Below are 23943 nucleotides of genomic sequence, written 5' to 3'. Positions count from 1 at the left end.
GATCGGTGATGCGTGAACGCACTCCTCGCGCGTCGATCAAGGGTGTCCGATTGCGGTCAGCACCTGCTTGATTTCCTGAAATGCCGCGAGTCCGAATGGACCCAGTTCGCGTCCGATGCTGCTGCGCTTGTAACCGCCCCACGACGTTTGCGGAAAAATCAGCTGCGGCGCATTGATCCAGACCACACCCGCCGCGAGCGCGTCGGCAATCCGTTTGCCCCGTGCCGCGTCGCGTGTCACGACCGTGGCTACCAGCCCGAAGTCGGTGTCGTTCGCGGTATCGATCGCCTCTTCTTCCGTGTCGAAGCCGCGCACGCACAACACCGGGCCGAAGATTTCCTCGCGCCAGATGCTGCTGTCCGTGGGTACGTCGATGAAGAGTGCCGGTGTGATGAAGTAACCGGCGCCCACGGGCGACTCGCCTCCGGTCACGAGCCGGGCGCCTTGCTCCTTGCCCTCGCCGATATACCGCCGCACGCGTTCGAGTTGGGCGCGGCTCGTGAGCGGGCCCATCTGGACGCCCGGCAAAAACGGATCTCCGACCACGGTCCGGCCCGCGCGATCGGCGAGGCGTGCGGTCAATGCGGCGGCGATCGGCCGCTCGACGAGCACGCGCGACGTGGCCGAACACATCTGCCCCGCATTGAAGAACGCGCCGCCTGCCACGAGGTCGACCGCGAGATCGAGGTCTGCGTCGGCGCATACGATGATGGACGACTTGCCGCCGAGTTCGAGACTCACGCCCTTGAGCGTGTCGGCCGCCGTCTTCATCACCGTCTGACCGACCCCGGTGCTGCCAGTGAAAGAGACTTTGGCGACGAGCGGATGCGCGGCGAGCGGCGCCCCCACCTCCGCGCCCGTCCCGGTGACGACATTGAAGACCCCGGCCGGCAAGCCGGTCTCGGCCACGATGGCCGCCAGTTCCAGTTCGGGCAGCGGCGTGACCTCCGACGGCTTGAGCACCACCGCGCAACCCGCCGCAAGCGCGGGTGCGAGTTTCCATGCGGTCGTCACCATCGGGAAATTCCACGGCACGATGAGCCCGACCACGCCGGCCGGCTCGCGGCGTATCACTGCCCGATGCTCCGCGCTCGGAATCGTGACCTCCGACTCGGCGGTGACGTCGAGGGCCTCGGCGAGGCCGGCATAGTAGTCGAACGTCGCGATCACATCACCGACGTCGATCCGTGCCTCTTCCAGCGGCTTGCCGTTGTTCAGCGACTGCAGCGTCGCGAGATGCTCGCCGCGCGCTTCGACTCCGCGGGCGATCGCCCTCAGGTATTGCGCCCGCTCTGCACCGCTCGTGCTGCGCCATGAGCGAAAGGCGCGCGCAGCAGCGCGCACCGCGAGGTCGACGTCCGCAGCGCTGCCCGCATCGATTTCCGCCAGCACTTCTTCGGTCGACGGGTTGACGACCGGCAGCCGCGCGCCGTTCGCGGCGCGGCACCAGCGGCCGTCGATGTACTGTTGTGTATGCAGTTGCATGGGGCTCCCCGAACTGTCGGCCGATACGCGTGAGAGGTTCATGCGGGCACCCGTTCGAACCAGTCGCTTTCGAGAATTTCGATCACGGTAGGGACGGTGCCGCGCGCAGCGCGCTGCAATTCCCCGGCCAGCGCTTCCGGCGACGAGACACGAATGGCGTCGCATCCGAATCCACGGGCAAGCGCAATGAAATCCGGCGTGCGGATATCGACACCGACCGGCGTGATGTCGCGCGCGGCCATGTACTTGCGGATCTCGCCGTAACCGAAGTTGTTCCACAGCACGACGATCAGGGGAATTTGCACTTCGACGGCACTCGCGAGTTCCGGCAGCGTGAATTGCAGGCCGCCGTCGCCGACCAGGCAGACGACCGGGCGACCGGGTGCCGCGAGCTTCGCGCCGATGCCTGCCGGCAAGCCATAGCCAAGCGTTCCATATCCCGTCGACGAGTTGAACCATGAACGCGGCGCCGGTGCGTCGTGGACCAGATTGGCGGCATAGACGGGGCTCGTCGAATCGCCGGCGATGATCACGCCGGGCAGCGCGGCAGCGATCTGCTCGACCAGTCGTCTCTGTGAACGGGTCGGCGCGTCGTAGCCGGCGTCGAGCGCGCCGCGCACCTGAGCGACCCGCGCTGCGCCCCACGTTGAGCGGGACTTTGACGACCCACGCTCGTGCAATCGCAACGCGAGGCTGCCCATTGCCTGCTTCGCATCGGCGACGATCGAGAGATCGGGCTGGAAATTGCGCATCAACTGCTGCGCATCGATATCGATCCGGATGAGTTTGCCCTTGATCGCAAAGCCGCCGTCGAAGACGGTGTCATAGTCGGTTTCTCCCAGCTCGGTGCCGACCGCGAGCACGACGTCGGCATCGGCCACCAGCGCGCGCGTCGGCGGAAGCGACTGGGTCGAACCCACCAGCAAGGGGTGGCCGCACGGCAGCAGACCCTTGGCGTTGATCGTCAGCGTCACCGGAGCCTGCAGGTACTCGGCAAGCTCCAGCAATTCCGTAGCGGCGTCCACCGCGCCGCCGCCGACGAGGATCACCGGCCGCTCGGCTTCCGCAAGCCAGTCCGCCGCCTCCGCGATGGCCTGCGGATGCGCCGACGGCCTCGCCGGCGCCGCCACCGGCACGAGCGACATTCCGTGTGCCGGCTCAACGATCACGTCGAGCGGAATCTCGATATGCACGGGCCGCGGCCGCGCGCTCCCGAACACAGCGAACGCTCGCGCAAGCACCTGCGGCAGTTCGTCCGCGCTCAGCAGCGTGTGGGAGAACGCGCTCAGGCCGGCAAACACGGCCTGTTGAGAGGGCAGCTCGTGAAGGCGGCCGTCACCGCTTCCCAGCTGACGCCGCGCATTGACACTGGAGATGACCAGCATCGGGATCGAATCGGCATAGGCTTGCGCCATCGCCGTCGCGATGTTCGTCAAGCCCGGGCCGGTAATCACGAAGCACACGCCGGGCTTGCCCGTCACGCGTGCGTAGCCGTCGGCCATGAATCCCGCGCCCTGCTCATGCCGCGGCGTAACGTGGCGGATGCGGGACGCCGCGAGTCCCCGGTACAGCTCCACCGTATGCACGCCCGGAATGCCGAAGACGTGATCGACGCCGTAACCTTCGAGCAGGGTGACGAGGGCCTCGCCACACGTGGCGTGCGGTGTGCCGTCACCGGCGCCGTGCGCCATCGGGGGCTGCAATTCGCGCCCCGGCTCTGCCCTGCTCGTGCTGCCGGCGAATGCGCTCGTCGTCTCGGGTAGTTTCATTGTTCGCATGACTCTGGATGGGTTCACCTGCGTTCCAGCCGTCCACGCTCGTTCCCGCGAGCATCAGCGCTCGATGGCGAACGAACCATGTCGCGGCTCGCTTTGCATTACCTGTGGACGCATTCTTGCGATCGGACGACGGCCGGGCAATCGATCTTTTTGCATGAACCGCATGACTTGCGCGCATGGCCGGACTCGGGAGAAGTACTCATCGCGCCCGCGCGGCGGCCACGGTACAGTTGTCCGATGCACCGTTTACCCCCGCTCAATGCATTGCAGACATTCGAGGTCGTCGCTCGCCATCGCAGTTTCACGCGTGCGGCGGAGCAGCTCTGCATCACGCAGGGCGCCGTCAGCCGCCAGATCCAGTCACTCGAGGAGTATTACGGCTTCGCTCTCTTCACGCGTCTCGCGAAGGGACTCAGGCTGACGGTCGAAGGCGAATCGCTGCTGCCGACGGTAAAGGAGTGCTTTGCACGTATCGAGGAAGTATCACGCCGGCTCACGCGCACGCGTACCGATCTCGCGCTCAAGGTGCCCACGTGCGTGATGCGCTGGATCGTGCCGAAGATCATGCGCTTTCAGGCCGAATGCACCGATGTGCAGTTGCAGATCACGACGACATGGGATCACAGCGTCGACTTCCAGAGTGAACCGTTCGATGCCGCGATCATCTACGGCCAATCGCCCGGCGCGGACGTCCATTCGATCCCGTTGTTCGAAGAGCGCCTGACCCCTCTGTGCGCGCCGGAGCTATTGAGCACCGTGCCGCTGTCGTCCGCGTCCGACCTCGCACGGCACACGCTGCTTCATCCGACACGCGATCATCGTGACTGGCGAATGTGGCTGGACTACGCCAGCGTCGAGGGGGTGGATGCAAGCCTCGGACAAAGCTTCGAATCGCTCGACCTGGCGGTGAATGCGGCTGCGCAGGGTTTTGGCGTTGCCATGGGTGACGCCGTGCTCGCCAGCGAGGATCTGGCGGCAAGGCGTCTGACGACGCCGTTCGATATCGTGATGACGACGGGGCAGAAATACTATTTCGTCTATCCCGACTGCGTCGCGCATCTGGAAAAGGTCTCGCGCTTTACTGAGTGGATCGCCGATCACAAGGACGATTGACCGTGCAATCCACGACATGCGTTGCGCGCGAGTGGACGGTGCCGAATGTCGTTGCGTTAGCGGATCGAGGCGTTTGGATACGGTGAGAGCCAAACGCGGTCTTGCGTTGAACTGGCGGAATGAACAACCGCTGTTGAATGATGCCTCCGCCAACAGGAGAGCATGAGATCGATGCACGAATCGCACCTGGGTCAGGCCGAGTCGCGCATCGTCTGCATGCCCGCGCTACACCACTATTTCCTGTCGAACGAGTATTTCCCGGGACCTGTCGCGCACAGAAGAAGCAGGCCGCCGATGATGCTGATGTTCTTGTAGAAGTTGATCATGTTCGCGTACTGCTCCATGCCCGTCATGGTCCAGAAGTGATGGCCGATCAATGCCGTGCCGAGGGTATAGAGCGCAAGCAGCAGCGCGAGCGGACGGGTGTAAAAACCCACGACGATCGCAACGCCCACGCCGAACTCCATCACGACAGCGATGATTGCGGAGAGCGTCGGCGCAGGCGCCCCTGTTGATGTCATATAGGCGACCGTACCGGAGAAGCCGGTCAGCTTTTGCCAGCCGAAATAGACAAACAGAACCATCAGCAGCACGCGGGCTACCAGCAGGAGTTCGTCTTTGCGCTGCTCGAGAGAGATGTATCGCATGGTCGTTTTCACCGGATGTTCGATCGTGGAGTCGTGTGAGATGCCTGCGGCGAGGCGCGCTTCTTTCGTCGCGCAGACGCACCCGGCATCTTCCTCTGGATTATGCAGCGCTCAACGGAAGAGCCGCGCCGCCAGTTCGGCGACGTGCTTGCCTTGATACCGGGCGATATCGAGTTCGTTAGCCGACGGTTGCCGGCTGCCGTCCGCGCCCGCGAGCGTGGTGGCGCCATAAGGCGTGCCGCCCGTGATTTCGTTCATGTTGGTCAGCCCGCTGCACGCGTACGGCACGCCCACGATCACCATGCCCTGGTGCAGGAGCGTCGAATGAAACGAGGTGATCGTGGTTTCCTGTCCGCCGTGCTGCGTGCCCGTCGACGCAAACACGCTGCCGATCTTGCCGACGAGAGCGCCTTTCATCCATAGGCCGCCGGTCTGGTCGAGAAAGGTGCGCATCTGGCCCGCCATGTTGCCGAATCGCGTGGGCGTTCCGAAGATGATCGCGTCATACTCCCCGAGTTCGTCCGGCGTGGCGACGTCCGCTGGCTGGCTTAGCTTGACGCCGTATGCTTTGGCCTGCTCGTCAGGAATCGTTTCAGGCACCCGCTTGAGCGTCACCTCCGTGCCGGCCACGCCGCGAGCGCCATCGGCCACCGCGTTGGCCATCGTTTCGATGTGTCCGTACATCGAGTAATACAAGACCAGTACCTTCGCCATCTCTTCCTCCTGCTGGTTGAGCCCCGCTCGTCGAGTCGGGGCGAATTTGAAACTGCCTATCAGTGGCCCGGGCCGTTACTCAGGCCCATTCGCTCGACACTTCGTTGCCGCGCAGATCGAAGACCAGCACTTCCGCATCGTGACCGTCTGCGAACGTGAGGGCCTCTTCGCCGCGCACCCTTGTGCCGTCGCCTTCGCCGAGCCGGATGCCGTTCACGGTAACGTCGCCGCGCGCAACATGCACGTAGGCGTGCCGGCCGCTGTCCACCTCAAGACGTGCGCTTTCGCTTCCGTCGAACAGGCCGGCATACACGCGTGCGTCCTGCTGAAGGACGAGCGACTCGTGCGCGCCGTCGGGCGAAAGCAGGAGGCGCAGCGTGCCGCGCTTTTCTTCGGCGCCAATGTGCATTTGCTGATAGCGCGGCGATGTGCCCTTCAGCGAAGGCCCGATCCAGATTTGCAGGAAGTGCACGGGATCGACACGCGAATGGTTGTACTCGCTATGCGCGACACCGGTGCCGGCGCTCATCAGCTGAACGTCGCCGGGACGGATGACGGAGCCCGTGCCCATCGAATCCTGATGCTCCAGCGCGCCTTCGAGCACATAAGAAAAGATTTCCATGTCGCGGTGCGGATGCTTGCCGAAACCGCGGCCCGGCGCCACACGGTCGTCATTGATCACCAGCAGGTCGGAAAAGCCGACTTGCTTCGGGTCGAAGTAATTCGCGAACGAGAACGTATGACGCGAACTGAGCCAGCCGTGTTCGGCACGGCCGCGTTGGCTTGCGGGTGTGATTTCGAGCATGGTGATCTCCCTGGAATCGATCGGGCGGCAGAAGGACTCCGTCACTTCCCCGCTTCATTGATGCCAAGTGTAGGTCAACTCAAGCGACTATAATCGCTACAAAACAGGAATCACTGTCACATATAGGTGGACAATCGTGCAACTGGACGATATGCGGATCTTCGTCGCGACCGTGGAGGCAGGCAACTTCACGGCGGCGGCCAACAAGCTGCAACTGTCGAAGCAGTTCGTGAGCCGACGCGTGATGGCGCTCGAGGCCTCGCTCGGCGTGCGTCTCCTGGTGCGCAACACGAGAAAGCTTGCGGTCACGGATCTCGGCTACGAGCTATGCGAACGCGCGCGGCGCATATTGGGCGAGGTCGCCGACGCCGAGCAGGCGATGTCGTCAAGACGTGCCGAGCCGCGCGGCCTGCTGAAAGTGAGCGCGCCGATGTCGTTCGGCATGGTTCATCTGTCGCCGCTCGTGGCGGGTTTCGTGCAGGTGAATCCCGATGTCCACTTCGACGTGGAACTGAGCGACCGCTGGGTGGATATCGTTGGCGAGGGCTTCGACATGGCACTGCGCATCGGCACGCTGGCCGATTCCACGCTGATTGCGCACCGGCTGGCGGTGTTTCGCATGGTCGCATGCTGCAGTCCGGGCTACAGGCGCAGGCGGGGCGCACCCGCGGAGCCGGCCGATCTGCAGCGGCATGCGTGCCTCTTGTACGGGGAGGAAGCGCGCGCGGGTTGGGAGTTCATCGTGGATGGCGTGCCCAAGACGTTCAATGTGCGCGGTCCACTGCGGGCGAACAACGGAGAAGTGATCCGCGATGCGGCAGTCGCGGGACTGGGCATTGCGCTGCTGCCGGAATTCATCGTTCACGACGCCTTGCAGCGGGGAGCGCTCGTGTCCGTTCTGGAGCCCCACGTGCCGCCGCCGCTTACGCTGTATGCCGTGTATCCGCATCATCGGCAGAGTTCGGTGACGATCCGCACGTTCGTGACGTTCCTGAGTCAGCGGTTCACGACGATTTTCGGCCCGTCTGACGCTTAACGATCGAGCATATCGGCTGTTCCCGCGAAACGTCAGCGGAGGGTACCGCCTGCCGCACACGCCGGGCCCGGCTGGCTGGGAGAAACGCATCGGCGTTCGCGCCATCCGGCCTCATCGGCAAGACGGTGGCTCAATCCACCCCGAGGATGGCTCTGTTGCGGGCCTTGAGGGTATCGACCGTCGTTTCCGTCGCGCCCTGGCCCGGTTCGAGACGCACGTCGCGCAGCCCAAGCGTGCGCTCACCCACGCGCAGGCTTACGGGTTCGACGGGCAAGCCGCTGCTGCGCTCGACAACCCGTAGCGGCGCTTCGTGCCCGCACCATTTGTCGCCCCATTGCATCAGCGCGACGAGCGCCGGATAGAGCGCTTCGCCCTTTTCCGTCAGCCGGTATTCGCTGCGCCTCTCGCTGCCCTCGGCCAGCACCTTGACCAGCACGCCATGCTCGACAAGGCGGTTCAACCGCGCGGTCAGCACGTTGCGCGCGATGCCCAGGCGACGCTGGAAATCGTCGAAGCGCGTCGTACCCAGCGTGCACTCGCGCACGACGAGCAGGCTCCACCACTCGCCGACCTCGTCGAGCGCGCGTGCAATCGAGCAGTTCATGCCGTCAAAAGTTTTACGGTGCATGCGGGCATTTTAGTCAAGAAAGTTGCGTCACGCAACTTAATCGGCTATCGTAAGTTGCATCAAACAACTTATCGGGCCGATGCACCCGCAAGCGGCCTGGTGCCGTGAAGGATCTCTACATGGATAAACGCCTCCTCGTTCTGGCCAGCGGCATGTTCGCAATTGGCACCGACAGCTTCGTCGTCGCCGGCGTGCTGCCCCAGGTATCCGCCTCGCTCGGCGTGTCCGTCGCGCTGGCCGGGCAAATGGTCACGCTCTACGCGCTGAGTTATGCGCTGCTGTCGCCGGTCATCGCTGCGGCGGCCGCGCGCTGGCCGCGCAAACGGCTGCTGCTCACCGGCCTCGCGGTTTTCGTGCTCGGCAATGTCGTGACCGCGTTGGCACCGGGCATCGAGCTCGTGCTGGCGAGCCGCGTGCTGGCCGGGCTGGGCGCGGCCATGTTCAGCCCGACGGCGACGGCCAGCGGTGCGTCGCTCGTGCCGCCCGAGCAGCGGGGCCGGGCGCTCGCCATCATCGTCGCCGGTCTGTCCAGCGCCACGGCGCTCGGCGCGCCGCTGGGCACCTTCATCGGAGGCTGGCTGGACTGGCGCGCGACGATGTGGTTCGTCGCCGCCGTCGGCACGCTGGCCGCGGCGGGTGTGGCCTGGCGCCTGCCCCACATCCCGACGCCGCCGCCCGTCAGCCTCGCGCGCCGCCTCGCGCCGCTCGGCGATGCGCGCGTGCTGCTGACACTGTTAACCACGTGGCTGGTGTATTCGGGGCTCTTCCTGGTCTACACCTTCATCGGCTCGAGCTTCGACCGCGCCACCGGCGGCAGCGCGCGCATGCTGGCCGCGCTGCTGCTGCTCTGGGGCGTGGCCGCGACGGTCGGCAACCTGGCCGCAGGCCGGCTGACCGACCGCTACGGCAGCCGCCGCATCATCAACGCGGCCATCGCCCTCGTCGCGCTGGACTTCGTGCTGTTGCCCTGGACCTCGGCCTCGCTCGCGACCGCCGTGCCTGCGCTCATCGTCTGGGGTCTGTGCGGCTGGGGTCTGCTCGTGCCTCAGCAGCACCGCCTGATCAGCATCACGCCCGCCGCTGCGCCGCTGCTGCTGGGACTGAACTCGGCCGCCATCTATACCGGCGTGTCGATGTCCGGGCTCATCGGTGGAGCGGCCATCACCTGGTTCGACCGTCATGCCCTCGGCCTCGTCGGCGCGGCCTTCATCACGGTGGGACTGTTCGTCGCCGAATGGGCGCAGCAGCGTATTGCGACCGATCGTCAGCCAGCCAGCGCGGTCGCCGCGCCGTCGAACACGGGCCGCTGATGCGGTAGCGCGCGGTAGCCTCCATGCGGTGCGTGGCGCAGATCCGCGGGTAGAAACGGTATCTATCGCAGCCTCTCCATCCGGCACGTAGTGCTTTGAAGAAGGAGTTGCTGGCGCATTTCGCGCCAATGACACGCAGAAAACGGACCGCCACAGGTCGGCCGAGCAGGTTCTTGCGGGCCCAGTTGGAGTTCTTCAGCGAACGTGGCGATGATCCTGACCAGAGTGTCCTTTGCGACCCAATCGTCGAGGCATTCTGGAAGCGGCATCACGTGCTTGCGGTCTTCGCCTTCCACGGATCGCTTCATCCGGTCACCCGAGCCGAATGAATCCATTCGGCTTAGGGGTTCAGCGCGTTTTTACACAGGCGCAGCCAATGCCCGCTCGGGGATCTCCGAACGAGCTTGAGTCAGACCATCGGCGTGCGGTCGGGACCGGGATGCCGCGAAGAAACGGTGTCCACGGGAAAGCGCCCGACCGCATCCATGCTGCACGGGACCTATTCTTCGACGAGCGCCTCCACCCGTCCGTCGCGAACCGCCTTCACCAAAGCCGCGTGGTCCCGCTCCGTCTGGTCCGCGTACGCGACGGAAAACGCCCCGATCGCCTCATCGAAGGTGTCACTCTTGCCCAGGTAGCCACTGATGGTCGCGGCGTCCCCTGATTTTGCATGGGCTCGGGCCAGGGTCCAGCCGCAGAGTTCGGCATACCGCTTGAGTTGCACGGCTGAAGCTCCCTCGATGGGGAGGGAGAATTTCATGTCCCGCAACTGTCGCACGAAGAAGTCATAGCCTCGCCGGCCGCGTGCCCATCCCAGGAAGATGTCGCTGGAAGACTGCATCAACCGCTGCCCCATGACGACCCGCTGCCCCTGCAGATCGTATCGGCTCTTTCCGGCGTAGGGTTCGAGGACCGAGCGACCCGCCTCCTTGAACTGGAGAATCAGGGGATGATTCATTTCGTCGAATAACAGCGCGATGTAGCAGCGGGTCCCGACGCTGCCAATGCCAACCACCTTCAGGGCAAAGTCTTCCAGGCGATAGCGATCCAGAAGGACGCGGCGCTCGTCTGAAAGCGACTCACGATAATCGGCCAGACCCTCCCTGACCCGTTCGTCGAAATCCCGCGCAGCGACATGGAAGATGATGGGGGGCTGATCGATTATGCGGTGCCGGCCGGCCACCGCACCGGCAATCTTCGGAAAGAGGTTTTCGAGCACACGCTCGCGGGCTTTTTTTGAATATTGCTCCCGTATTTTTCGTGCCTTTTCATCGGGAGCCATCGCAATGATCGTTTCCATATCCAGCCGGTCGTACCAGACTTCCAGAGGATTCATCCTGGAATACTTACGTAGACTCTCGCGATAGGCCCGCACGCAATCAACAGCGGCCTCACGCGCGTCCACGTCCGACAGGTTGCTGTCTCTCCCGGCGATCACGAAACTTACGGCAAGCCGTTTGAGATCCCATTCCCAGGGGGCCGGCAGCGTTTCATCAAAGTCGTTCAGATCGAAGACGAGGTTGCGCTCCGGGGTGGCGAACAACCCGAAGTTCAACAGGTGGCAGTCCCCGCAGGCTTGCACCGTGACAGCGGTATTCGGCGTGGTGGCGAGATCGTAGGCCATCAGCGCCGCCGATCCGCGCAGGAACGTGAACGGGCTGCGCAGCATGCGGCCATACCGGATCGGAACCAGTTCCTGCAATCGGTTCTTGTTCGATTTTTCGAGAAGGTCGATGGGGTCGCGGTGATCGGTGGAAGGTGTCCATCGGGCGTGACTGGCACGGGGAACACTATCCCGCAACGCCCGGCCGACACCGATTCGAGTCGCGCGGGAGACAAAAGAAGCGGGGACGTCCTTCCTCACCGCTCTCGTTGCAGTCCGTTCTGCTTTCTCCATCGCTCTGGTACCGGTGTGCATGGTTGTCTCCTCAGAGGCTTACGCCATGTGCGTGGTTCTTCTTGACCAATGGTCGCCGTGGTCCGGAATGAAATCGCGGTGCGCGACGTAGCCGGACCCGTCTCGCCGGGCACTCTGCATTAATCATAGTGCTGGCTACATTGGCCTGTCGGGAATGTTTCGGCACACCCCTTCCGTTCCGCACTCGCCCTCGCAGCCTCCCGCCGTTCGATGGACGTCAACGGCCGCTGCCCGGTTTGAAGCAGCCCCTCTGCACAAAAGCGTGTCCGCGCGCGATGTGCTTCAGGCCGTCGAACGCCCGACAGCGTCTGCGTCATCGCCGGGGATCGGGGCGGCCGCGAAAACCGGGCGCAACGGAGCGCCGGCTCTGCGAGAAGGGTCAGACGGTGCCGCCTCTCAATGGCACTACCGCTCGCACGCGTTCCGATACAAGGCGCGCACTCAAAATGTCCACGGCGCCATCTCGATGCAAGGAACCACGGCGTTGACCAGCACACCCGATGAGCCCATCTCCCGAGGTGGCCAGCGATCTATGCACGCACCTGCGACGGCCGCTTGAGATACGCGTCAAGGAAATCGATGAACACGCGCACCTTCGCTGACAGATTGAGCCGCTCGGGATAGATCGCATAAATGTCGGCGGAGGGAAGCGACCAATCCGGTAGCACACGCGCGAGCGTCCCCGCGTCGATATACGACTGGACGTCCCATTCCGAACGCACGAGCACGCCATGCCCGTCCAGCGCCCAGCGTAACGTCGCCTCCCCGTCGTTGCTGCTCATCGTGCCGTGAACTTTCACGAGTTCGTGCCGCTTGCCCTTTGTGAAGTGCCATGTGCCGTATGCGGTGTCGTTCTCTCTCAGGACGAGGCAGCGGTGGCTTCTCAGATCATCGGGGAGCCCGGGAATGCCGTGCTGTTCGAGGTAGGCCGGTGATGCGCACACGAAACGCCGGTTCGTGGCGAGCTTCCTCCCCACGACGCGCTGATCCGGCAACTCGCCGAAACGAATGCCGACATCGAACGCGAATTCGGCGAGGTTCATCGGGCGATCAGTCAGGTCGAGCTGCACTTCCACGTCGGGATACTGCCGTCGAAACTCGGAGAGCGCCGGGACGATGTGACGGCGCCCGAACCCGAACGTCGCGTTCACCTTCAGCAGGCCACGCGGCAGTTCGCGGCTGCTGGAAACCATCCGCTCCAGTTCCTGCACCTGCTCCAGCAGCTTCGACCCCGTCCCCAGATAAAGCTCTCCCTCTTGCGTCATGGCCAACCGGCGCGTGGTGCGGTTGAGCAGCTTCACCCCCAGCCGCCGCTCCAGCTGGCTCAGTCGCGCGCTGATGGCAGGCGGCGTGACGCCCAACTCCCGCGCGAGCGCAGAGAGGCTTCCCTGCGTGACCAGTCGCGCGAAGAATTCCAGGTCGGCGATCGAGTCCATTGTTAAATCAAACTGAAGAGTAGGTTAAAGGAGTCTGCATTTTATCGCTATCGCTACCGAATTACACTCCTTCAAACGGCTGGGTCCCGGTCGTCAAAGACAGCCCGTTCGGAGAGAGACGATGGCACAGACGCTTTATCAGAAGATCGTGGGAAGCCATACGGTTTTCCGGATCGATGAACAGCACGTCGCGCTGTATGCCGACCTGCACATCATGAACGAGTACACGAGCCCGCAGGCCTTTGCCGGGCTCGCCGAAAAAAACCTGTCCGTGCGCTGTCCCGAGAAGCAGATGGGCATCGTCGACCATGTGATCCCGACGCACCCGGTTGCCGTCGACAAGCGCACGATCATGATCGATGCGGCCGCGAACCAGGCCGCCAACTTCACGCGCAATTGCCAGAAGCACGGCACTCACCTGTTCGACGTCACGGATCGCGAGCAGGGTATCGAACATGTCGTCGCGCCCGAGATCGGGCTGATCCGTCCGGGCATGGTCGTGCTGTGCGGCGACAGCCACACGACGACCTACGGCGCGCTCGGCGCGCTGGGTTTCGGCATAGGCACCTCGGAAGTGGAACACGTTCTCGCGACGCAGACGCTCGTCTACAAGGTCGCGCGGGACATGCGCATCCACGTCGATGGCGCGCTTGCCGAAGGCACGACGTCGAAGGACCTCGTGCTCTACATCATCTCGAAGATCGGCGCGCAGGGTGCACGCGGATACGCGGTCGAATACAGCGGCCCGGCGATCGCGGCGCTGACGGCGGAAGCGCGCATGACGTTGTGCAACATGACGGTCGAAGCCGGCGCGCGGGGCGCGCTGATCGCGCCGGACGACACGACGATCAGCTACGTTTCCGGGCGAATCAAGGACTTGCCGCAGGCCGATATCGTCGCGGCCGCCGCGCAATGGAAGCAGCTCAGGTCCGATGCCGATGCGGCCTTCGACGTCACGCACCGCTTCGACGCCAGTGCAGTCGCGCCTTTCGTGACGTGGGGCACGAGCCCGGACCAGGCGATTTCGATTACCGATCGCATCCCGGCGTTGTCGAGCGAACCGCTCGAGCGCCACAACGCCTCGAAGGCGCTGAGCTACATGGGACTCGACGCGGGCGAAGCGATCGACGGCCTTGCCATCGATCACGTCTTCATCGGCTCCTGCACGAACGCGCGCATTGAAGACCTGCGAGCCGTTGCCGACGTCGTGCGAGGGCGCAAGGTTGCGCCGTCCGTGCGCGCGATGGTGGTGCCGGGCTCCGGCATGGTCCGCGAGCAGGCCGAGCGCGAAGGCATCGCGAACACGCTGATCGAAGCGGGCTTCGAGTGGCGCCAGCCCGGCTGCTCGATGTGTCTCGCGATGAACGACGACATCCTTCAGCCGGGCCAGCGCTGCGCATCCACGACCAATCGCAACTTCGAAGGCCGCCAGGGACGTGGCGCACGAACCCATCTGATGAGCCCCGCGATGGCCGCAGCCGCCGCCCTGGCCGGACGCATCGTCGATGTACGCAAGGAGATCAAACATGTCTAGGCACGAAATCGTCGCGGGAACCGCGGCTCCCCTGCCCCTCAACAACCTGGACACGGACCAGATCATGCCGAAGCAGTTCCTCTTCGGCATCGACAAGTCGGGACTGGCACGCGGCGTCCTGTACGACCTTCGCACGGACGCATCCGGCTCGCCGAGGCAGGACTTCGTATTGAACCAGCCAGCCTATCGCGGCGCCCGCATGCTCATCACCGGCGCGAACTTCGGATGCGGTTCCAGCCGCGAGCACGCCGTCTGGGGTTTGCAGCAGGCTGGCTTCGAAGCGGTGATCGCGCCGAGTTTCGGCGAAATCTTCTACTTCAACGCGCTCAACAACCGCCTGCTGCTCGTGACGCTCGATGCATCGATCGTCGCGGCGCTGATCGATCTCGTCAGCGACCCCGCAAAGAGCCAGTTGACGATCGACGTCGAACGCCAGCGTGTGGTGACAGCGGACGGCGCCGAATACCCGTTCGATTTGCCTGCGCGACAAAAGCGCATGTTCGTCGAAGGCCTCGACATGATCGAAATGACGTTGAGCGATGCCGACGCCATCGGCGCATACGAAGCCCGCCACTACGCCGATCACCCGTGGATGAAGATCGACCTTCCGAAACAGCAACGCGCCGCGTAAGAAGAGACGCAAGAGCGTCCCGCCTCTAGTGCGCCGCGGCCCGGAGCCGGCAGAGTCCGGCCGGGCCGCCGGGAGAGCACGCACATGAACGATTCCCCTCAGGAGACATGAAATGGAAAGTACGTCGACGCACGCGAGCGCTACGCCGCTCGGACGGCAAACTACGCTGTCAAACTTCACGGTCGGGGGAATGCCTCTCCCGATGTTCGTTGCAGTGGCGCTCGTCACGATCCTCGCCATCATCACGAAGAAGCTTCCCAACGACATGATCGGAGGCTTTGCGGTGCTGATGCTGTCCGGGCTGCTGCTGGGCGAAATCGGACGCCGCATCCCGCTATTCAGGCACATCGGCGGCCCGGCGATTCTCTGCCTTTTCGTTCCGTCGGCGCTGCTCGGCTACAAGCTGATGGACGATACGGCGCTCAAGGCCATCACCACCACGATGAAGACCGCGAATCTTCAGTATCTGTATATCGCGTGTCTCGTTGCGGGCAGCATTCTCGGGATGAACCGCAAGATCCTCATCCAGGGTTTTCTCAAGATGTTCGTCCCGCTTCTGGTGGGCACGATAACCGCCATCGCAGCGGGCATCCTGGTCGGACTGCTGTTCGGCTACGATCCGAAGCACGTATTTTTCTACATCGTCATTCCGATCCTCGGCGGCGGCATCGGCGAAGGAATTCTGCCGCTCTCGATCGGCTATTCGGAGATCACCGGTGCGGCGCAAGGTCATCTGATCGCCATGATGGTGCCGGCAGCCCTGATCGGCAATGTCGTGGCGATTCTCGCGAGCGGCATTCTGAAGCGATTCGGCGAAAAGCATGCCTCGTACAGCGGCGACGGCATGCTGGTGCGCACGGGAGAAGACCAGGAACTGCTCAAGGCACAAAAGGCCGAATCGGCTCTGGATTTGCGGCTGATGGGGTTCGGACTTCTGCTCGGCTGCACGCTCTTTATTCTTGGCGCACTGCTCGCACCGATCACGGGTATTCCTGGCCCGGTCCTCATGATCATCGCGGCGGCACTGCTGAAACTTGCCCACGCGATTCCCGAGTCGATGGAAGTCGGCGCCTATCAGATGTACAAGTTCATGTCGACCAATCTCACGTTTGCGATCCTGGTCGGGCTGGGAGCGCTCTTCGTTTCATGGGACAAGCTGGTTGCCGCCTTCTCGCCGGCATACTTCATCATCTGCGCCTCCACGGTGATCGCCATGATCATTTCGGGCTTCTTCGTGGGGCTTTGGCTCAAGATGTACCCCGTGGAAGCCGCGATCATCACGGCCTGCCACAGCGGACTGGGCGGCACGGGCGACGTCGCGATCCTGTCGTCGTCGAACAGAATGGGCCTCATGCCGTTTGCGCAGATTTCGACCCGGATCGGAGGCGCGGGCATGATCGTGTTCGCCACCCTGGCCATGAAGTGGTTGAGCTGACACGGCCTCCTGCATCGCCTCGTTTGCAATGAACGCAAGCCGCCCGAGGGGCGGCTTGCGTTCGACTACATCGCGGCGATGCGCACAGGCATCACATTCGTTGCACTCGCCGCGCACCCGTCACGCATAGCGCGCAAGAAACATATCGGCGGCGGATTCCGCCACCTGTCTTCGTTCATCCTTGCTGAGGGGCGGCTGTCCCATCGTCACCTGCGGCCAGAAAGCGAACGCCTTCACGAGACCCTGCAACTGCTGCGAGGCGAACGTCGGGTCCGACGTCCTGAGGCGGCCATCGGCAGCGGCCGAACGTATCCACACAGTCAGGTCTTCCTCGCGTTCGCCCATGCGGGCCACCATGTCGCGCGCGCGATCCGGCGAATGAATGCCTGCTGCAATCGCAACGCGTGCGAGCGACAGGAACGCCTCGTCATTCAAGAGATTCAGCTTCTTCGACAGAAGCTGCAGCAACTGCTCGCGCAATGGCTGACGAGCGGAATAAACCGGCGCCTCTCCGGCGTCGCTCGATTCCCACAGTTGCCGCAGGATCGCCGTGAACAGCGCTTCCTTGCTTGGGAAATGGTTATAGACCGTACGCTTCGAGACGCTCGCGCGGGCCGCGATGCGGTCCATGCTGGTTGCATCGAAGCCGGCGGCGAGAAATTCCTCGATGGCCGCAGCAATCACGGCGGCGCGCTTTCGATCCGTCTGGCGTAGAGGTTTGGCACTGGCATCCATCTTTTGATTTTACACCATGCAGTTTACTTTTATTGCCGGAAAAACTACACTTGGCAGTCTACTTTACAGATCGGGACGCCTTACATGACATCGTTCACCGGTTCCATCCGCCGCGCATTGGGCTTGACCGCCGCGCGACGCGGCCGTGAATTGTTCGACTCGTCGGCTCAGCATGATGGCGAGCGCTTTCGCAACGTCAAGCCGCGTCCCGTCGAAGGAATCGGCAAAACCTTGCGCATCGCGTGGAATGTGCTGTTCAGGAAACCGGACGGCACCGCCCCGGCAGGCGCCCTTCCCGTCGATACGCTGACGCGTGCGCAGCTCGACGCCGCGCCTGAGCGCAGCCTGTATCGCCTCGGGCATTCGACCATGCTGCTCAAGCTGCGCGGTCAATTCTGGCTGACCGACCCGGTCTTCGCCGAACGCGCATCGCCGTTTCGCCGGATCGGCCCAAAGCGCTTTCATGCGCCGCCCATCGCGCTCGCCGACTTGCCTCCGCTGCGTGGCGTGATCCTGTCGCACGACCATTACGACCACCTGGACCGCGAGACGGTCCTCGCACTCGCCCGTACGACGGCCGTGTTTCTGACGCCGCTGGGCGTCGGCGACCGGCTGATCGAATGGGGTATCGATGCGTCGAAGGTACGCCAGTTCGACTGGTGGGAGGGCGTGCACATCGACGGTCTGTCGTTCACGGCGACACCTGCCCAGCATTTCTCCGGCCGCGGTCTTTTCGACGGCAACAGCACCTTGTGGGCGTCATGGGTCATCGTCGATGACGATCTGCGCGTGTTCTTCAGCGGCGACACGGGCTACTTCGACGGTTTCAGGACCATCGGCGAGCGGCTCGGTCCATTCGACGTGACGCTGCTCGAAACAGGCGCCTACGACGCCCAATGGCCATACGTGCACATGCAGCCCGACGAAACCGTACAGGCGCATCTCGATCTGCGCGGCCGCTGGCTGGTGCCGGTTCACAACGGCACCTTCGATCTGGCGATGCACGGCTGGCGGGAACCGTTCGAACGCGTGATGGGCCTCGCCGCCGTGCGAGGCATTCCGCTCGCGACGCCACGCATGGGAGAGCGGCTCGATCTGGCCGCACCGCACCGAGGCAAGCGGTGGTGGCGCGACGTCGCCGAGACCGTGCAGGAACCCGGGGCGCTGCGGCGCTGGTTCTCCTGCCGCAATGCCGGGCAAGCGAATTCGTAGGCTGGGTGCCCGCGCTCACCGATGACGGCCCAGGGCGCCTTGCCGCGCGTCAGTCGCGAGCCCGATGAACCGCCCTCCGGAGCGCCCCTTCGTCATTCGATCCGAAGGAGGCGCTCGCAGCCATCGAGCAGCCGCGAAAGTGCCCGCCTCGCAACCTGCAACCGATAGCGCTTGCGCTCGACGCGCCCTGCATTCCGTCATTGGCGCTTGCCGCGGAGCCTGGCTGTTCCCCAGTCCGCCTCGCGCGCAAGCGCGACAAAGGCAGCCAGATAGTCGATTGCATCGTCCGCTTCGCGGGTGCCGAGAAAGATCTGCTTTGCCACTCCCTTCTTGCCAAGCCGCAGAGGCACAAGCGGCATCCGGTCCGCATAGTCTTCCGCCAGCCATCTCGGCAGCGCGGCGACACCCCGCCCGCTCGCGACCATCTGGAGCATGATGTCCGTCGTTTCAATCACCTTGTGCCGCTTCGGCACGACGTTGGCGGGCGTCAGGAATCGGGTGTAGATGTCCAGCCGGTCAGTTTCAACGGGATATGTGATCAGCACTTCCGTCGAAAGATGCTCGGGCACGACGTACGACTCGCCCGCGAGCACGTGTGAATCGGCCACGACGAGCACCTGTTCATAGTCGAACACCGGCTGGAATCGCAGGCCCGGCTTTTTCAGCGGATCGGGCGTGACGAGCACGTCGATGTCATAGCCGAACAACGCACCGATGCCGCCGAACTGAAAGCGCTGCTTCACGTCGACATCGACGTCGGGCCAGCGTGCGAGATAGGGCGAGACGACCTTGAGCAGCCACTGGTAGCACGGATGGCACTCCATTCCGATCCGCAACGTTCCCCTCTCCCCGTTCGCATATTGTTTCATGCGATCTTCGGCATGCTCGAACTGCGGCAGCAGCCGGTTCGCAAGACCGAGCAGGTACTGGCCCGCCTGCGTGAGACGCATCGACCGCCCTTCGCGCGCCCACACCTGAGTGCCCAGTTGCTGCTCCAGCTTCTTCACGGTGTGGCTCAGCGCTGACTGAGTGAGATTCAGCGCGTCGGCAGCGGCGGTCAGGGAACCCTGTCGTTCCACTTCCCTGACGACCAGCAGATGACTACGCTCGAGCATCGCGCCTCCATGAACAAAGTTAATTGATGCATGAAATTAATCCATTTTTATTCATGCACCGAAAATTCTATCATCGCTTCACTCTCCTTTTCCTGGACGGCATGAATCCGATGGTCACAACACACAACCTGGGTTTTCCGCGCATTGGCGCGAATCGCGAGCTGAAATTCGCACTCGAGCGTTACTGGAAGAATCAGTCGTCACGCGACGAATTGAAGAAAGTGGGCGCGCAGCTTCGCGAGCGTCACTGGAAGGATCAGGCGCGCCTGGACTTCGCACCGGTTGGCGACTTCGCCTTCTATGATCAGGTGCTCGACATGAGCTTCACGCTCGGCAATCTGCCCGGGCGTGTGCGGGACTTCCACGGCGACCCGCTCGACAAGTACTTCCGCGTCGCGCGAGGCAGGTCGGCGCAGGACGCAGACGCGCACAGCGCATGCTGCGGCGGCGTCGCGGCGGGCGAGATGACCAAGTGGTTCGACACGAACTATCACTACATCGTCCCGGAGTTCGACGCGGCGACGCACTTCTCGCTCGACGCATCGCGCCTCGTCGAACAGCTCGCGGAAGCCCGCGCGCTCGGCGTGGAAGTCAAGCCAGTCATCATCGGGCCAGTGACGTACCTGTGGCTCGGCAAATCGAAGGACGACTCCGACAGGCTCGCGCTGCTGCCGCGCCTTCTTCCCGCGTACGCCGCGCTGCTCGACTACTTCACGGCACAGGGCGTCGAATGGGTTCAGATCGACGAGCCGGTGCTCGTGACCGAACTCGACGCAGCATGGCGCGACGCGCTTGTCACCGCGTACGACGCGCTCGAGACACGCAGGGTCAAACTGCTGCTTGCGACCTACTTTGGCCCGTTGCAGGAGAATCTCGAACTGGCGTGCAGCCTTCCCGTCGACGGCCTCCACATCGATGCGAGCCATGCGCGCGATGAAGTCGCCCAGGTCGCGGCGCGACTGCCTGCGTCGTCCGTACTGTCCGTTGGCGTGATCAACGGGCGCAACATCTGGAAAACCGATCTGAACGCGGCGCTGCAATGGCTCGAACCGCTGCATCGCGCGCTGGGCGACCGGCTCTGGATCGCGCCATCGTGCTCGTTGCTGCACGCGCCCGTCGATCTAGACAACGAACAGAAACTCGACGTTGAAATCCGTCCGTGGCTTGCCTTTGCGCTGCAAAAGCTCGACGAGCTGACTGTGCTTGCAGGCGCACTCAACAACGGCCGTGCATCGGTTTCCGGCGCGCTGGCTGCCAATGCGGCCGCGATCGAAAGCCGCCGTGTGTCGCCGCGCGTGCATAACCCGTCCGTCAAGGCAGCTGTCGCCAGCATCGACGCTGCGCTGGGAATGCGCGCGAGCGCTTATCCGCAGCGCGCGGAGAAGCAGGCCGCCATTCTGAAACTGCCCGCCTACCCGACAACCACGATCGGCTCGTTCCCGCAGACGAGCGAGATCCGTCACGCGCGCAGCCGGTTCAGGAGCGGCGAGCTCGATCAGGCGGGCTACACGGCGGCAATGGAGCGGGAGATCGCCCGGGCGGTGAAGGAACAGGAAGCGCTGGGACTCGACGTTCTCGTGCACGGCGAAGCCGAACGCAACGACATGGTCGAATACTTCGGCGAACAACTCGATGGCTACGCGTTCAGCCAGTCCGGCTGGGTACAGTCCTATGGTTCGCGTTGCGTGAAGCCGCCCATCCTGTTCGGCGACATCAGCCGCCCGAAGGCGATGACCGTCGAGTGGACCAGCTATGCGCAGTCGCAAACGAGCAAGCCGATGAAGGGCATGCTGACAGGCCCCGTCACCATTCTGAACTGGTCGTTCGTACGCGACGACCAGCCCCGCTCGGTGTCGTGTCATCAGCTCGCGCTCGCCATCCGCGAAGAGGTGCTCGACCTCGAAAAAGCCGGCGTGCGGGTGATCCAGATCGATGAGGCGGCGCTTCGGGAAGGCCTGCCGCTGCGCAGGTCGCAATGGAGCGAGTACCTGCAATGGGCGGTGGAATCGTTCCGCATCACTGCAAACGGCGTGCGGGACGAAACGCAGATCCATACGCATATGTGCTATTCGGAGTTCAACGACATCATCGCGTCGATCGCCGATATGGATGCGGATGTGATCACGATCGAGACGTCGCGCTCCGACATGGAACTGCTCGACGCATTCGACGATTTCAACTACCCGAACCAGATCGGCCCGGGCGTGTACGACATCCATTCGCCCAACATTCCTGCTCAGGAACACATCGTCAACTTGATGAAGAAGGCAGCGGAGCGCATCCCGCCGGAGCGTCTGTGGGTGAATCCCGACTGCGGGCTGAAAACGCGCGCATGGGAGGAAGTGATCCCGGCGCTGCGGAACATGGTCGCCGCCGCGCACACGCTGCGTCAGGCGCACTGACGTCCCGCTGCTGACGCTGTTCGACTCTAGGCGCTCACGTCGATGCGCCGATCTTCGATCCGCCATGCGTGATCACGTGATCAACGGCCGCCCTCGGGTGGCCGTTGCCGCATTGGCGGAAAGGTCGTTGCCCTGCGCGGCGATTCCGGCGCAGCGGCCCGATGCCGGGCTGTGTTGCTGGCATTCGCCCGCCCGGCCAGCGGCCGCGAACGTCCTGCTGTCGATTGCAGCGAACCCGTACTTTCAACCATCGCCAGCTCCTGGAGCCCGTCCGAAGTCGGCGGCGGCTGTCAATTTTAGAGCGACCGTTCGTCCGAATGTCGAGGCTTCGCGTGTCATGGCCGTCATGCACTGTCCGGCAAAGAGGTCTCTCCAGCGGTTCCAGTCGCGCTTGAACGTGTGCATCGGACGAGGGAAACGCCTACAATTCGATTGCCGAACGTCGTGGCCGCCGGTCATCAACGTCGAGGGGCTCATTTTTTATTGCCTCGCTCGCGTCTGACCAGCGATTTTTGCGTCTCTCACACCCAGCTTTGTTACCCTCACCTGAAGGAGAAGAGATGAAATCCATGAAGACCTACGTTGCCGCAGCGATCGCCATCGGCGCCATTGTCTCAACCGTGCCCGTTGTTGGTGCACAAGAGACAGCCGGAACTTCAGCAACAGCCACTCCTTCGTCTGCGAGAGCGGCAAACAGGCAGTTGGCGAAGCGGGTTCAGTCGACGTTGTACAAACAAAAAGGCCTGGATTCTACTGACATTCACGCCATCGCCCGTGGCGGCAAGATCACGCTGGTAGGCATGGCTCACGATCAGTCGCAGATAGACATGGCGGCGAAGCTTGCCGGGAGTGTCTCCGGAGTGACGTCGGTGACCAACAATCTGACAGTGGAAGAGCCTGGACATTGATGTCCGGGTCCAACCGCATCCTTTGACTGCAGCGGCGCGCTGTGAGAGAGGAAAGGTTATCTCCTCTCGACGGCGACGCCCTTGCCGTGAAAGGCGTCTTGCATGGCTGAGTGAAGAGCCTGCTCTTCTTCAGCGCAGCATTCCTGCCGTCGCGCTGTCGTGCGATGGCCTTCCCTTGCGTTCACGTCGGCATTGCCGCTTCAGCGGCGTAACCGTGTGCGTTATCGAATCCATGCATGCACACACGCTGCGCTGCGTCGTGTGCGCAGCGCAGCGTGTTCGCCACCGGCGTTTGCGCGACGCGCGGTCAATCCTTGCGGTTGAGCAGCTCGCCGACGATGGCCTCCGAGCCGAGATACTCATCGAGCGCGGCAAAGAGAAACTCGTTGACCTGCCTGTCGTCGAGATCGTGCAGCTCGATTCCGCGCAAGCGGCAAATGAGTTCGAGGGTCTGGTCGCATGCAGCAAAAACGTCGTGCACGTCACGCGCTGTCGGGGTTTTCTTGTTCATCCATCGCATATCGGCAGTTTGAACGGAAACTTTAGGCGCAGTTTCAAGACGGAACCGCGGCTCAGATGCGGCATTACATACCGATGAGGATGAATCCCGTGTCCGCCGCAGGTGCGGCAACCGGACTTCGGTTGCTCGCGTCGCCACGCATCCGGGCTCGAAATCCGCGTGGTGCTCAAGGAGCCCTTCGTCGTCGCGCTCCCCGACGACCATCCGCTCGCGGCCCAGCCGTCGATCAGGCCCGCCGATCTTCAGGGCTGTCCTGCGTTCGTGCTTGCGCGGCGCTACGCACCCGGCTTTCACGACGAAATGCTCGTCGCACTGAAACGCGAGGGCGCCGATCTCGACATCGCACAGGAACTCGGTGAATTCACGACAATGCTGGCGCTGGTCGCGGCGGGCCTGGGCATCGGCATGATCCCGGCCGAGGCGGCCATCGCCCTGCCGCCGAAGGTCGTGGCGCGTCCGCTCGAACTTAGCGATCACCGGGCAGGCATCGGGCTCGCCTACACGGACCTCGACAATGCGGCCAAGCGAGCGCTGCTCGGCGTGATGCAGGAGTGCATCGGCGACGCACACGAGAAATAGGC

Annotated in this window: 20 protein-coding genes and 1 pseudogene; 10 read left to right on the top strand and 11 right to left on the bottom strand. The window is 63.5% G+C overall.

Annotated features, from left to right (window positions below; genetic code table 11):
* Nucleotides 1–36 precede the first annotated feature (36 nt).
* Together BG61_RS16765 and BG61_RS16760 are read right to left on the bottom strand one after the other, a co-directional pair.
* On the bottom strand, nt 37–1485 hold the full coding sequence (locus tag BG61_RS16765) for an aldehyde dehydrogenase family protein (RefSeq protein ID WP_035936718.1): 1449 nt from the start codon (nt 1483–1485) through the stop codon (nt 37–39).
* Between the two features lie 38 nt (nt 1486–1523).
* Nucleotides 1524–3254, bottom strand: a complete 1731-nt coding sequence (locus tag BG61_RS16760) for a 5-guanidino-2-oxopentanoate decarboxylase (protein ID WP_370818093.1) — start codon at nt 3252–3254, stop codon at nt 1524–1526.
* 246 nt (nt 3255–3500) lie between these two features.
* Here BG61_RS16760 and BG61_RS16755 point away from each other — a divergent pair, with 246 nt between their 5' ends.
* A complete protein-coding gene (locus BG61_RS16755) occupies nt 3501–4376 on the top strand; it encodes a LysR substrate-binding domain-containing protein (RefSeq protein ID WP_035936725.1) in 876 nt (291 codons plus the stop codon).
* Between the two features lie 233 nt (nt 4377–4609).
* Here the strand turns inward: BG61_RS16755 and BG61_RS16750 are convergent, their stop codons facing one another.
* From BG61_RS16750 to BG61_RS16740, 3 genes are all read right to left on the bottom strand, one after another.
* A complete protein-coding gene (locus BG61_RS16750; protein WP_035936728.1) occupies nt 4610–5023 on the bottom strand; it encodes a DoxX family protein in 414 nt (137 codons plus the stop codon).
* Between the two features lie 111 nt (nt 5024–5134).
* On the bottom strand, nt 5135–5737 hold the full coding sequence (wrbA, locus tag BG61_RS16745) for an NAD(P)H:quinone oxidoreductase (RefSeq protein ID WP_035936730.1): 603 nt from the start codon (nt 5735–5737) through the stop codon (nt 5135–5137).
* 79 nt (nt 5738–5816) lie between these two features.
* Nucleotides 5817–6542, bottom strand: a complete 726-nt coding sequence (locus tag BG61_RS16740) for a pirin family protein (RefSeq protein WP_035936733.1) — start codon at nt 6540–6542, stop codon at nt 5817–5819.
* Nucleotides 6543–6678: 136 nt separating this feature from the next.
* On the opposite strand from BG61_RS16740, the gene BG61_RS16735 reads away from it, so the two are divergent.
* Nucleotides 6679–7578: a LysR family transcriptional regulator gene (locus BG61_RS16735; RefSeq protein WP_035936735.1), complete on the top strand. Its 900-nt coding sequence runs from the start codon at nt 6679–6681 to the stop codon at nt 7576–7578.
* 130 nt (nt 7579–7708) lie between these two features.
* Here the strand turns inward: BG61_RS16735 and BG61_RS16730 are convergent, their stop codons facing one another.
* A complete protein-coding gene (locus BG61_RS16730) occupies nt 7709–8206 on the bottom strand; it encodes a winged helix-turn-helix transcriptional regulator (protein ID WP_035936738.1) in 498 nt (165 codons plus the stop codon).
* A 119-nt stretch (nt 8207–8325) separates the two neighbouring features.
* Here BG61_RS16730 and BG61_RS16725 point away from each other — a divergent pair, with 119 nt between their 5' ends.
* Nucleotides 8326–9516 carry an MFS transporter gene (locus BG61_RS16725; RefSeq protein WP_035936841.1) on the top strand — a complete coding sequence of 397 codons (1191 nt, stop codon included), beginning with the start codon at nt 8326–8328 and terminating at the stop codon, nt 9514–9516.
* Between the two features lie 499 nt (nt 9517–10015).
* Here the strand turns inward: BG61_RS16725 and BG61_RS16715 are convergent, their stop codons facing one another.
* The gene (locus BG61_RS16715; protein WP_081868095.1) at nt 10016–11434 is read right to left on the bottom strand and encodes a DUF2252 domain-containing protein; all 1419 of its coding nucleotides are present in this window, start codon (nt 11432–11434) and stop codon (nt 10016–10018) included.
* 530 nt (nt 11435–11964) lie between these two features.
* On the bottom strand, nt 11965–12870 hold the full coding sequence (locus tag BG61_RS16710; protein ID WP_035936743.1) for a LysR substrate-binding domain-containing protein: 906 nt from the start codon (nt 12868–12870) through the stop codon (nt 11965–11967).
* Nucleotides 12871–12991: 121 nt separating this feature from the next.
* Here BG61_RS16710 and leuC point away from each other — a divergent pair, with 121 nt between their 5' ends.
* The 3 genes from leuC to BG61_RS16695 all read left to right on the top strand — a co-directional run bounded on the left by leuC (nt 12992) and on the right by BG61_RS16695 (nt 16470).
* Nucleotides 12992–14404, top strand: a complete 1413-nt coding sequence (leuC, locus tag BG61_RS16705) for a 3-isopropylmalate dehydratase large subunit (protein WP_035936746.1) — start codon at nt 12992–12994, stop codon at nt 14402–14404.
* Complete coding sequence (gene leuD, locus BG61_RS16700) at nt 14397–15035, top strand: 3-isopropylmalate dehydratase small subunit (RefSeq protein ID WP_035936748.1); 639 nt, start codon at nt 14397–14399, stop codon at nt 15033–15035. Before leuC ends, leuD begins: the two co-directional genes overlap by 8 nt.
* A gap of 112 nt (nt 15036–15147) precedes the next feature.
* Nucleotides 15148–16470, top strand: a complete 1323-nt coding sequence (locus BG61_RS16695) for a 2-hydroxycarboxylate transporter family protein (protein WP_035936751.1) — start codon at nt 15148–15150, stop codon at nt 16468–16470.
* A gap of 120 nt (nt 16471–16590) precedes the next feature.
* Here the strand turns inward: BG61_RS16695 and BG61_RS16690 are convergent, their stop codons facing one another.
* Complete coding sequence (locus BG61_RS16690) at nt 16591–17205, bottom strand: TetR/AcrR family transcriptional regulator (protein WP_035936754.1); 615 nt, start codon at nt 17203–17205, stop codon at nt 16591–16593.
* An 84-nt stretch (nt 17206–17289) separates the two neighbouring features.
* Here BG61_RS16690 and BG61_RS16685 point away from each other — a divergent pair, with 84 nt between their 5' ends.
* Complete coding sequence (locus BG61_RS16685) at nt 17290–18417, top strand: MBL fold metallo-hydrolase (protein ID WP_035936756.1); 1128 nt, start codon at nt 17290–17292, stop codon at nt 18415–18417.
* A gap of 197 nt (nt 18418–18614) precedes the next feature.
* Here BG61_RS16685 and BG61_RS16680 read toward each other — a convergent pair whose 3' ends face one another.
* Nucleotides 18615–19532, bottom strand: coding sequence for a LysR family transcriptional regulator (locus BG61_RS16680; RefSeq protein WP_035936758.1), 918 nt, complete (start codon nt 19530–19532; stop codon nt 18615–18617).
* A 110-nt stretch (nt 19533–19642) separates the two neighbouring features.
* On the opposite strand from BG61_RS16680, the gene metE reads away from it, so the two are divergent.
* Both metE and BG61_RS16670 read left to right on the top strand, forming a co-directional pair.
* A complete protein-coding gene (metE, locus tag BG61_RS16675; protein ID WP_035936846.1) occupies nt 19643–21934 on the top strand; it encodes a 5-methyltetrahydropteroyltriglutamate--homocysteine S-methyltransferase in 2292 nt (763 codons plus the stop codon).
* Nucleotides 21935–22494: 560 nt separating this feature from the next.
* A complete protein-coding gene (locus BG61_RS16670; protein WP_035936760.1) occupies nt 22495–22842 on the top strand; it encodes a BON domain-containing protein in 348 nt (115 codons plus the stop codon).
* A 307-nt stretch (nt 22843–23149) separates the two neighbouring features.
* Here BG61_RS16670 and BG61_RS16665 read toward each other — a convergent pair whose 3' ends face one another.
* Nucleotides 23150–23353, bottom strand: coding sequence for a hypothetical protein (locus BG61_RS16665; RefSeq protein WP_035936762.1), 204 nt, complete (start codon nt 23351–23353; stop codon nt 23150–23152).
* A 93-nt stretch (nt 23354–23446) separates the two neighbouring features.
* Between BG61_RS16665 and BG61_RS16660 the strand changes: the two are divergent.
* Nucleotides 23447–23941, top strand: a pseudogene (locus tag BG61_RS16660) (LysR family substrate-binding domain-containing protein); the annotation flags it as partial.
* Nucleotides 23942–23943: the final 2 nt, after the last annotated feature.

It is taken from the genome of Caballeronia glathei (assembly GCF_000698595.1).
In the GTDB taxonomy this organism is placed as follows: domain Bacteria; phylum Pseudomonadota; class Gammaproteobacteria; order Burkholderiales; family Burkholderiaceae; genus Caballeronia; species Caballeronia glathei.
Note: the sequence above shows the minus strand (reverse complement) of the source record. Positions and strands in the feature narration are given on the sequence as shown.

Coding starts and splice junctions, on each gene's coding strand:
- BG61_RS16765 (WP_035936718.1), bottom strand. CDS start 1,485: ATGCAACTGCATACACAACAGTACATCGACGGCCGCTGGTGCCGCGCC.
- BG61_RS16760 (WP_370818093.1), bottom strand. CDS start 3,254: ATGAAACTACCCGAGACGACGAGCGCATTCGCCGGCAGCACGAGCAGG.
- BG61_RS16755 (WP_035936725.1), top strand. CDS start 3,501: ATGCACCGTTTACCCCCGCTCAATGCATTGCAGACATTCGAGGTCGTC.
- BG61_RS16750 (WP_035936728.1), bottom strand. CDS start 5,023: ATGCGATACATCTCTCTCGAGCAGCGCAAAGACGAACTCCTGCTGGTA.
- wrbA (WP_035936730.1), bottom strand. CDS start 5,737: ATGGCGAAGGTACTGGTCTTGTATTACTCGATGTACGGACACATCGAA.
- BG61_RS16740 (WP_035936733.1), bottom strand. CDS start 6,542: ATGCTCGAAATCACACCCGCAAGCCAACGCGGCCGTGCCGAACACGGC.
- BG61_RS16730 (WP_035936738.1), bottom strand. CDS start 8,206: ATGCACCGTAAAACTTTTGACGGCATGAACTGCTCGATTGCACGCGCG.
- BG61_RS16725 (WP_035936841.1), top strand. CDS start 8,326: ATGGATAAACGCCTCCTCGTTCTGGCCAGCGGCATGTTCGCAATTGGC.
- BG61_RS16715 (WP_081868095.1), bottom strand. CDS start 11,434: ATGCACACCGGTACCAGAGCGATGGAGAAAGCAGAACGGACTGCAACG.
- BG61_RS16710 (WP_035936743.1), bottom strand. CDS start 12,870: ATGGACTCGATCGCCGACCTGGAATTCTTCGCGCGACTGGTCACGCAG.
- leuC (WP_035936746.1), top strand. CDS start 12,992: ATGGCACAGACGCTTTATCAGAAGATCGTGGGAAGCCATACGGTTTTC.
- leuD (WP_035936748.1), top strand. CDS start 14,397: ATGTCTAGGCACGAAATCGTCGCGGGAACCGCGGCTCCCCTGCCCCTC.
- BG61_RS16695 (WP_035936751.1), top strand. CDS start 15,148: ATGGAAAGTACGTCGACGCACGCGAGCGCTACGCCGCTCGGACGGCAA.
- BG61_RS16690 (WP_035936754.1), bottom strand. CDS start 17,205: ATGGATGCCAGTGCCAAACCTCTACGCCAGACGGATCGAAAGCGCGCC.
- BG61_RS16685 (WP_035936756.1), top strand. CDS start 17,290: ATGACATCGTTCACCGGTTCCATCCGCCGCGCATTGGGCTTGACCGCC.
- BG61_RS16680 (WP_035936758.1), bottom strand. CDS start 19,532: ATGCTCGAGCGTAGTCATCTGCTGGTCGTCAGGGAAGTGGAACGACAG.
- metE (WP_035936846.1), top strand. CDS start 19,643: ATGGTCACAACACACAACCTGGGTTTTCCGCGCATTGGCGCGAATCGC.
- BG61_RS16670 (WP_035936760.1), top strand. CDS start 22,495: ATGAAATCCATGAAGACCTACGTTGCCGCAGCGATCGCCATCGGCGCC.
- BG61_RS16665 (WP_035936762.1), bottom strand. CDS start 23,353: ATGAACAAGAAAACCCCGACAGCGCGTGACGTGCACGACGTTTTTGCT.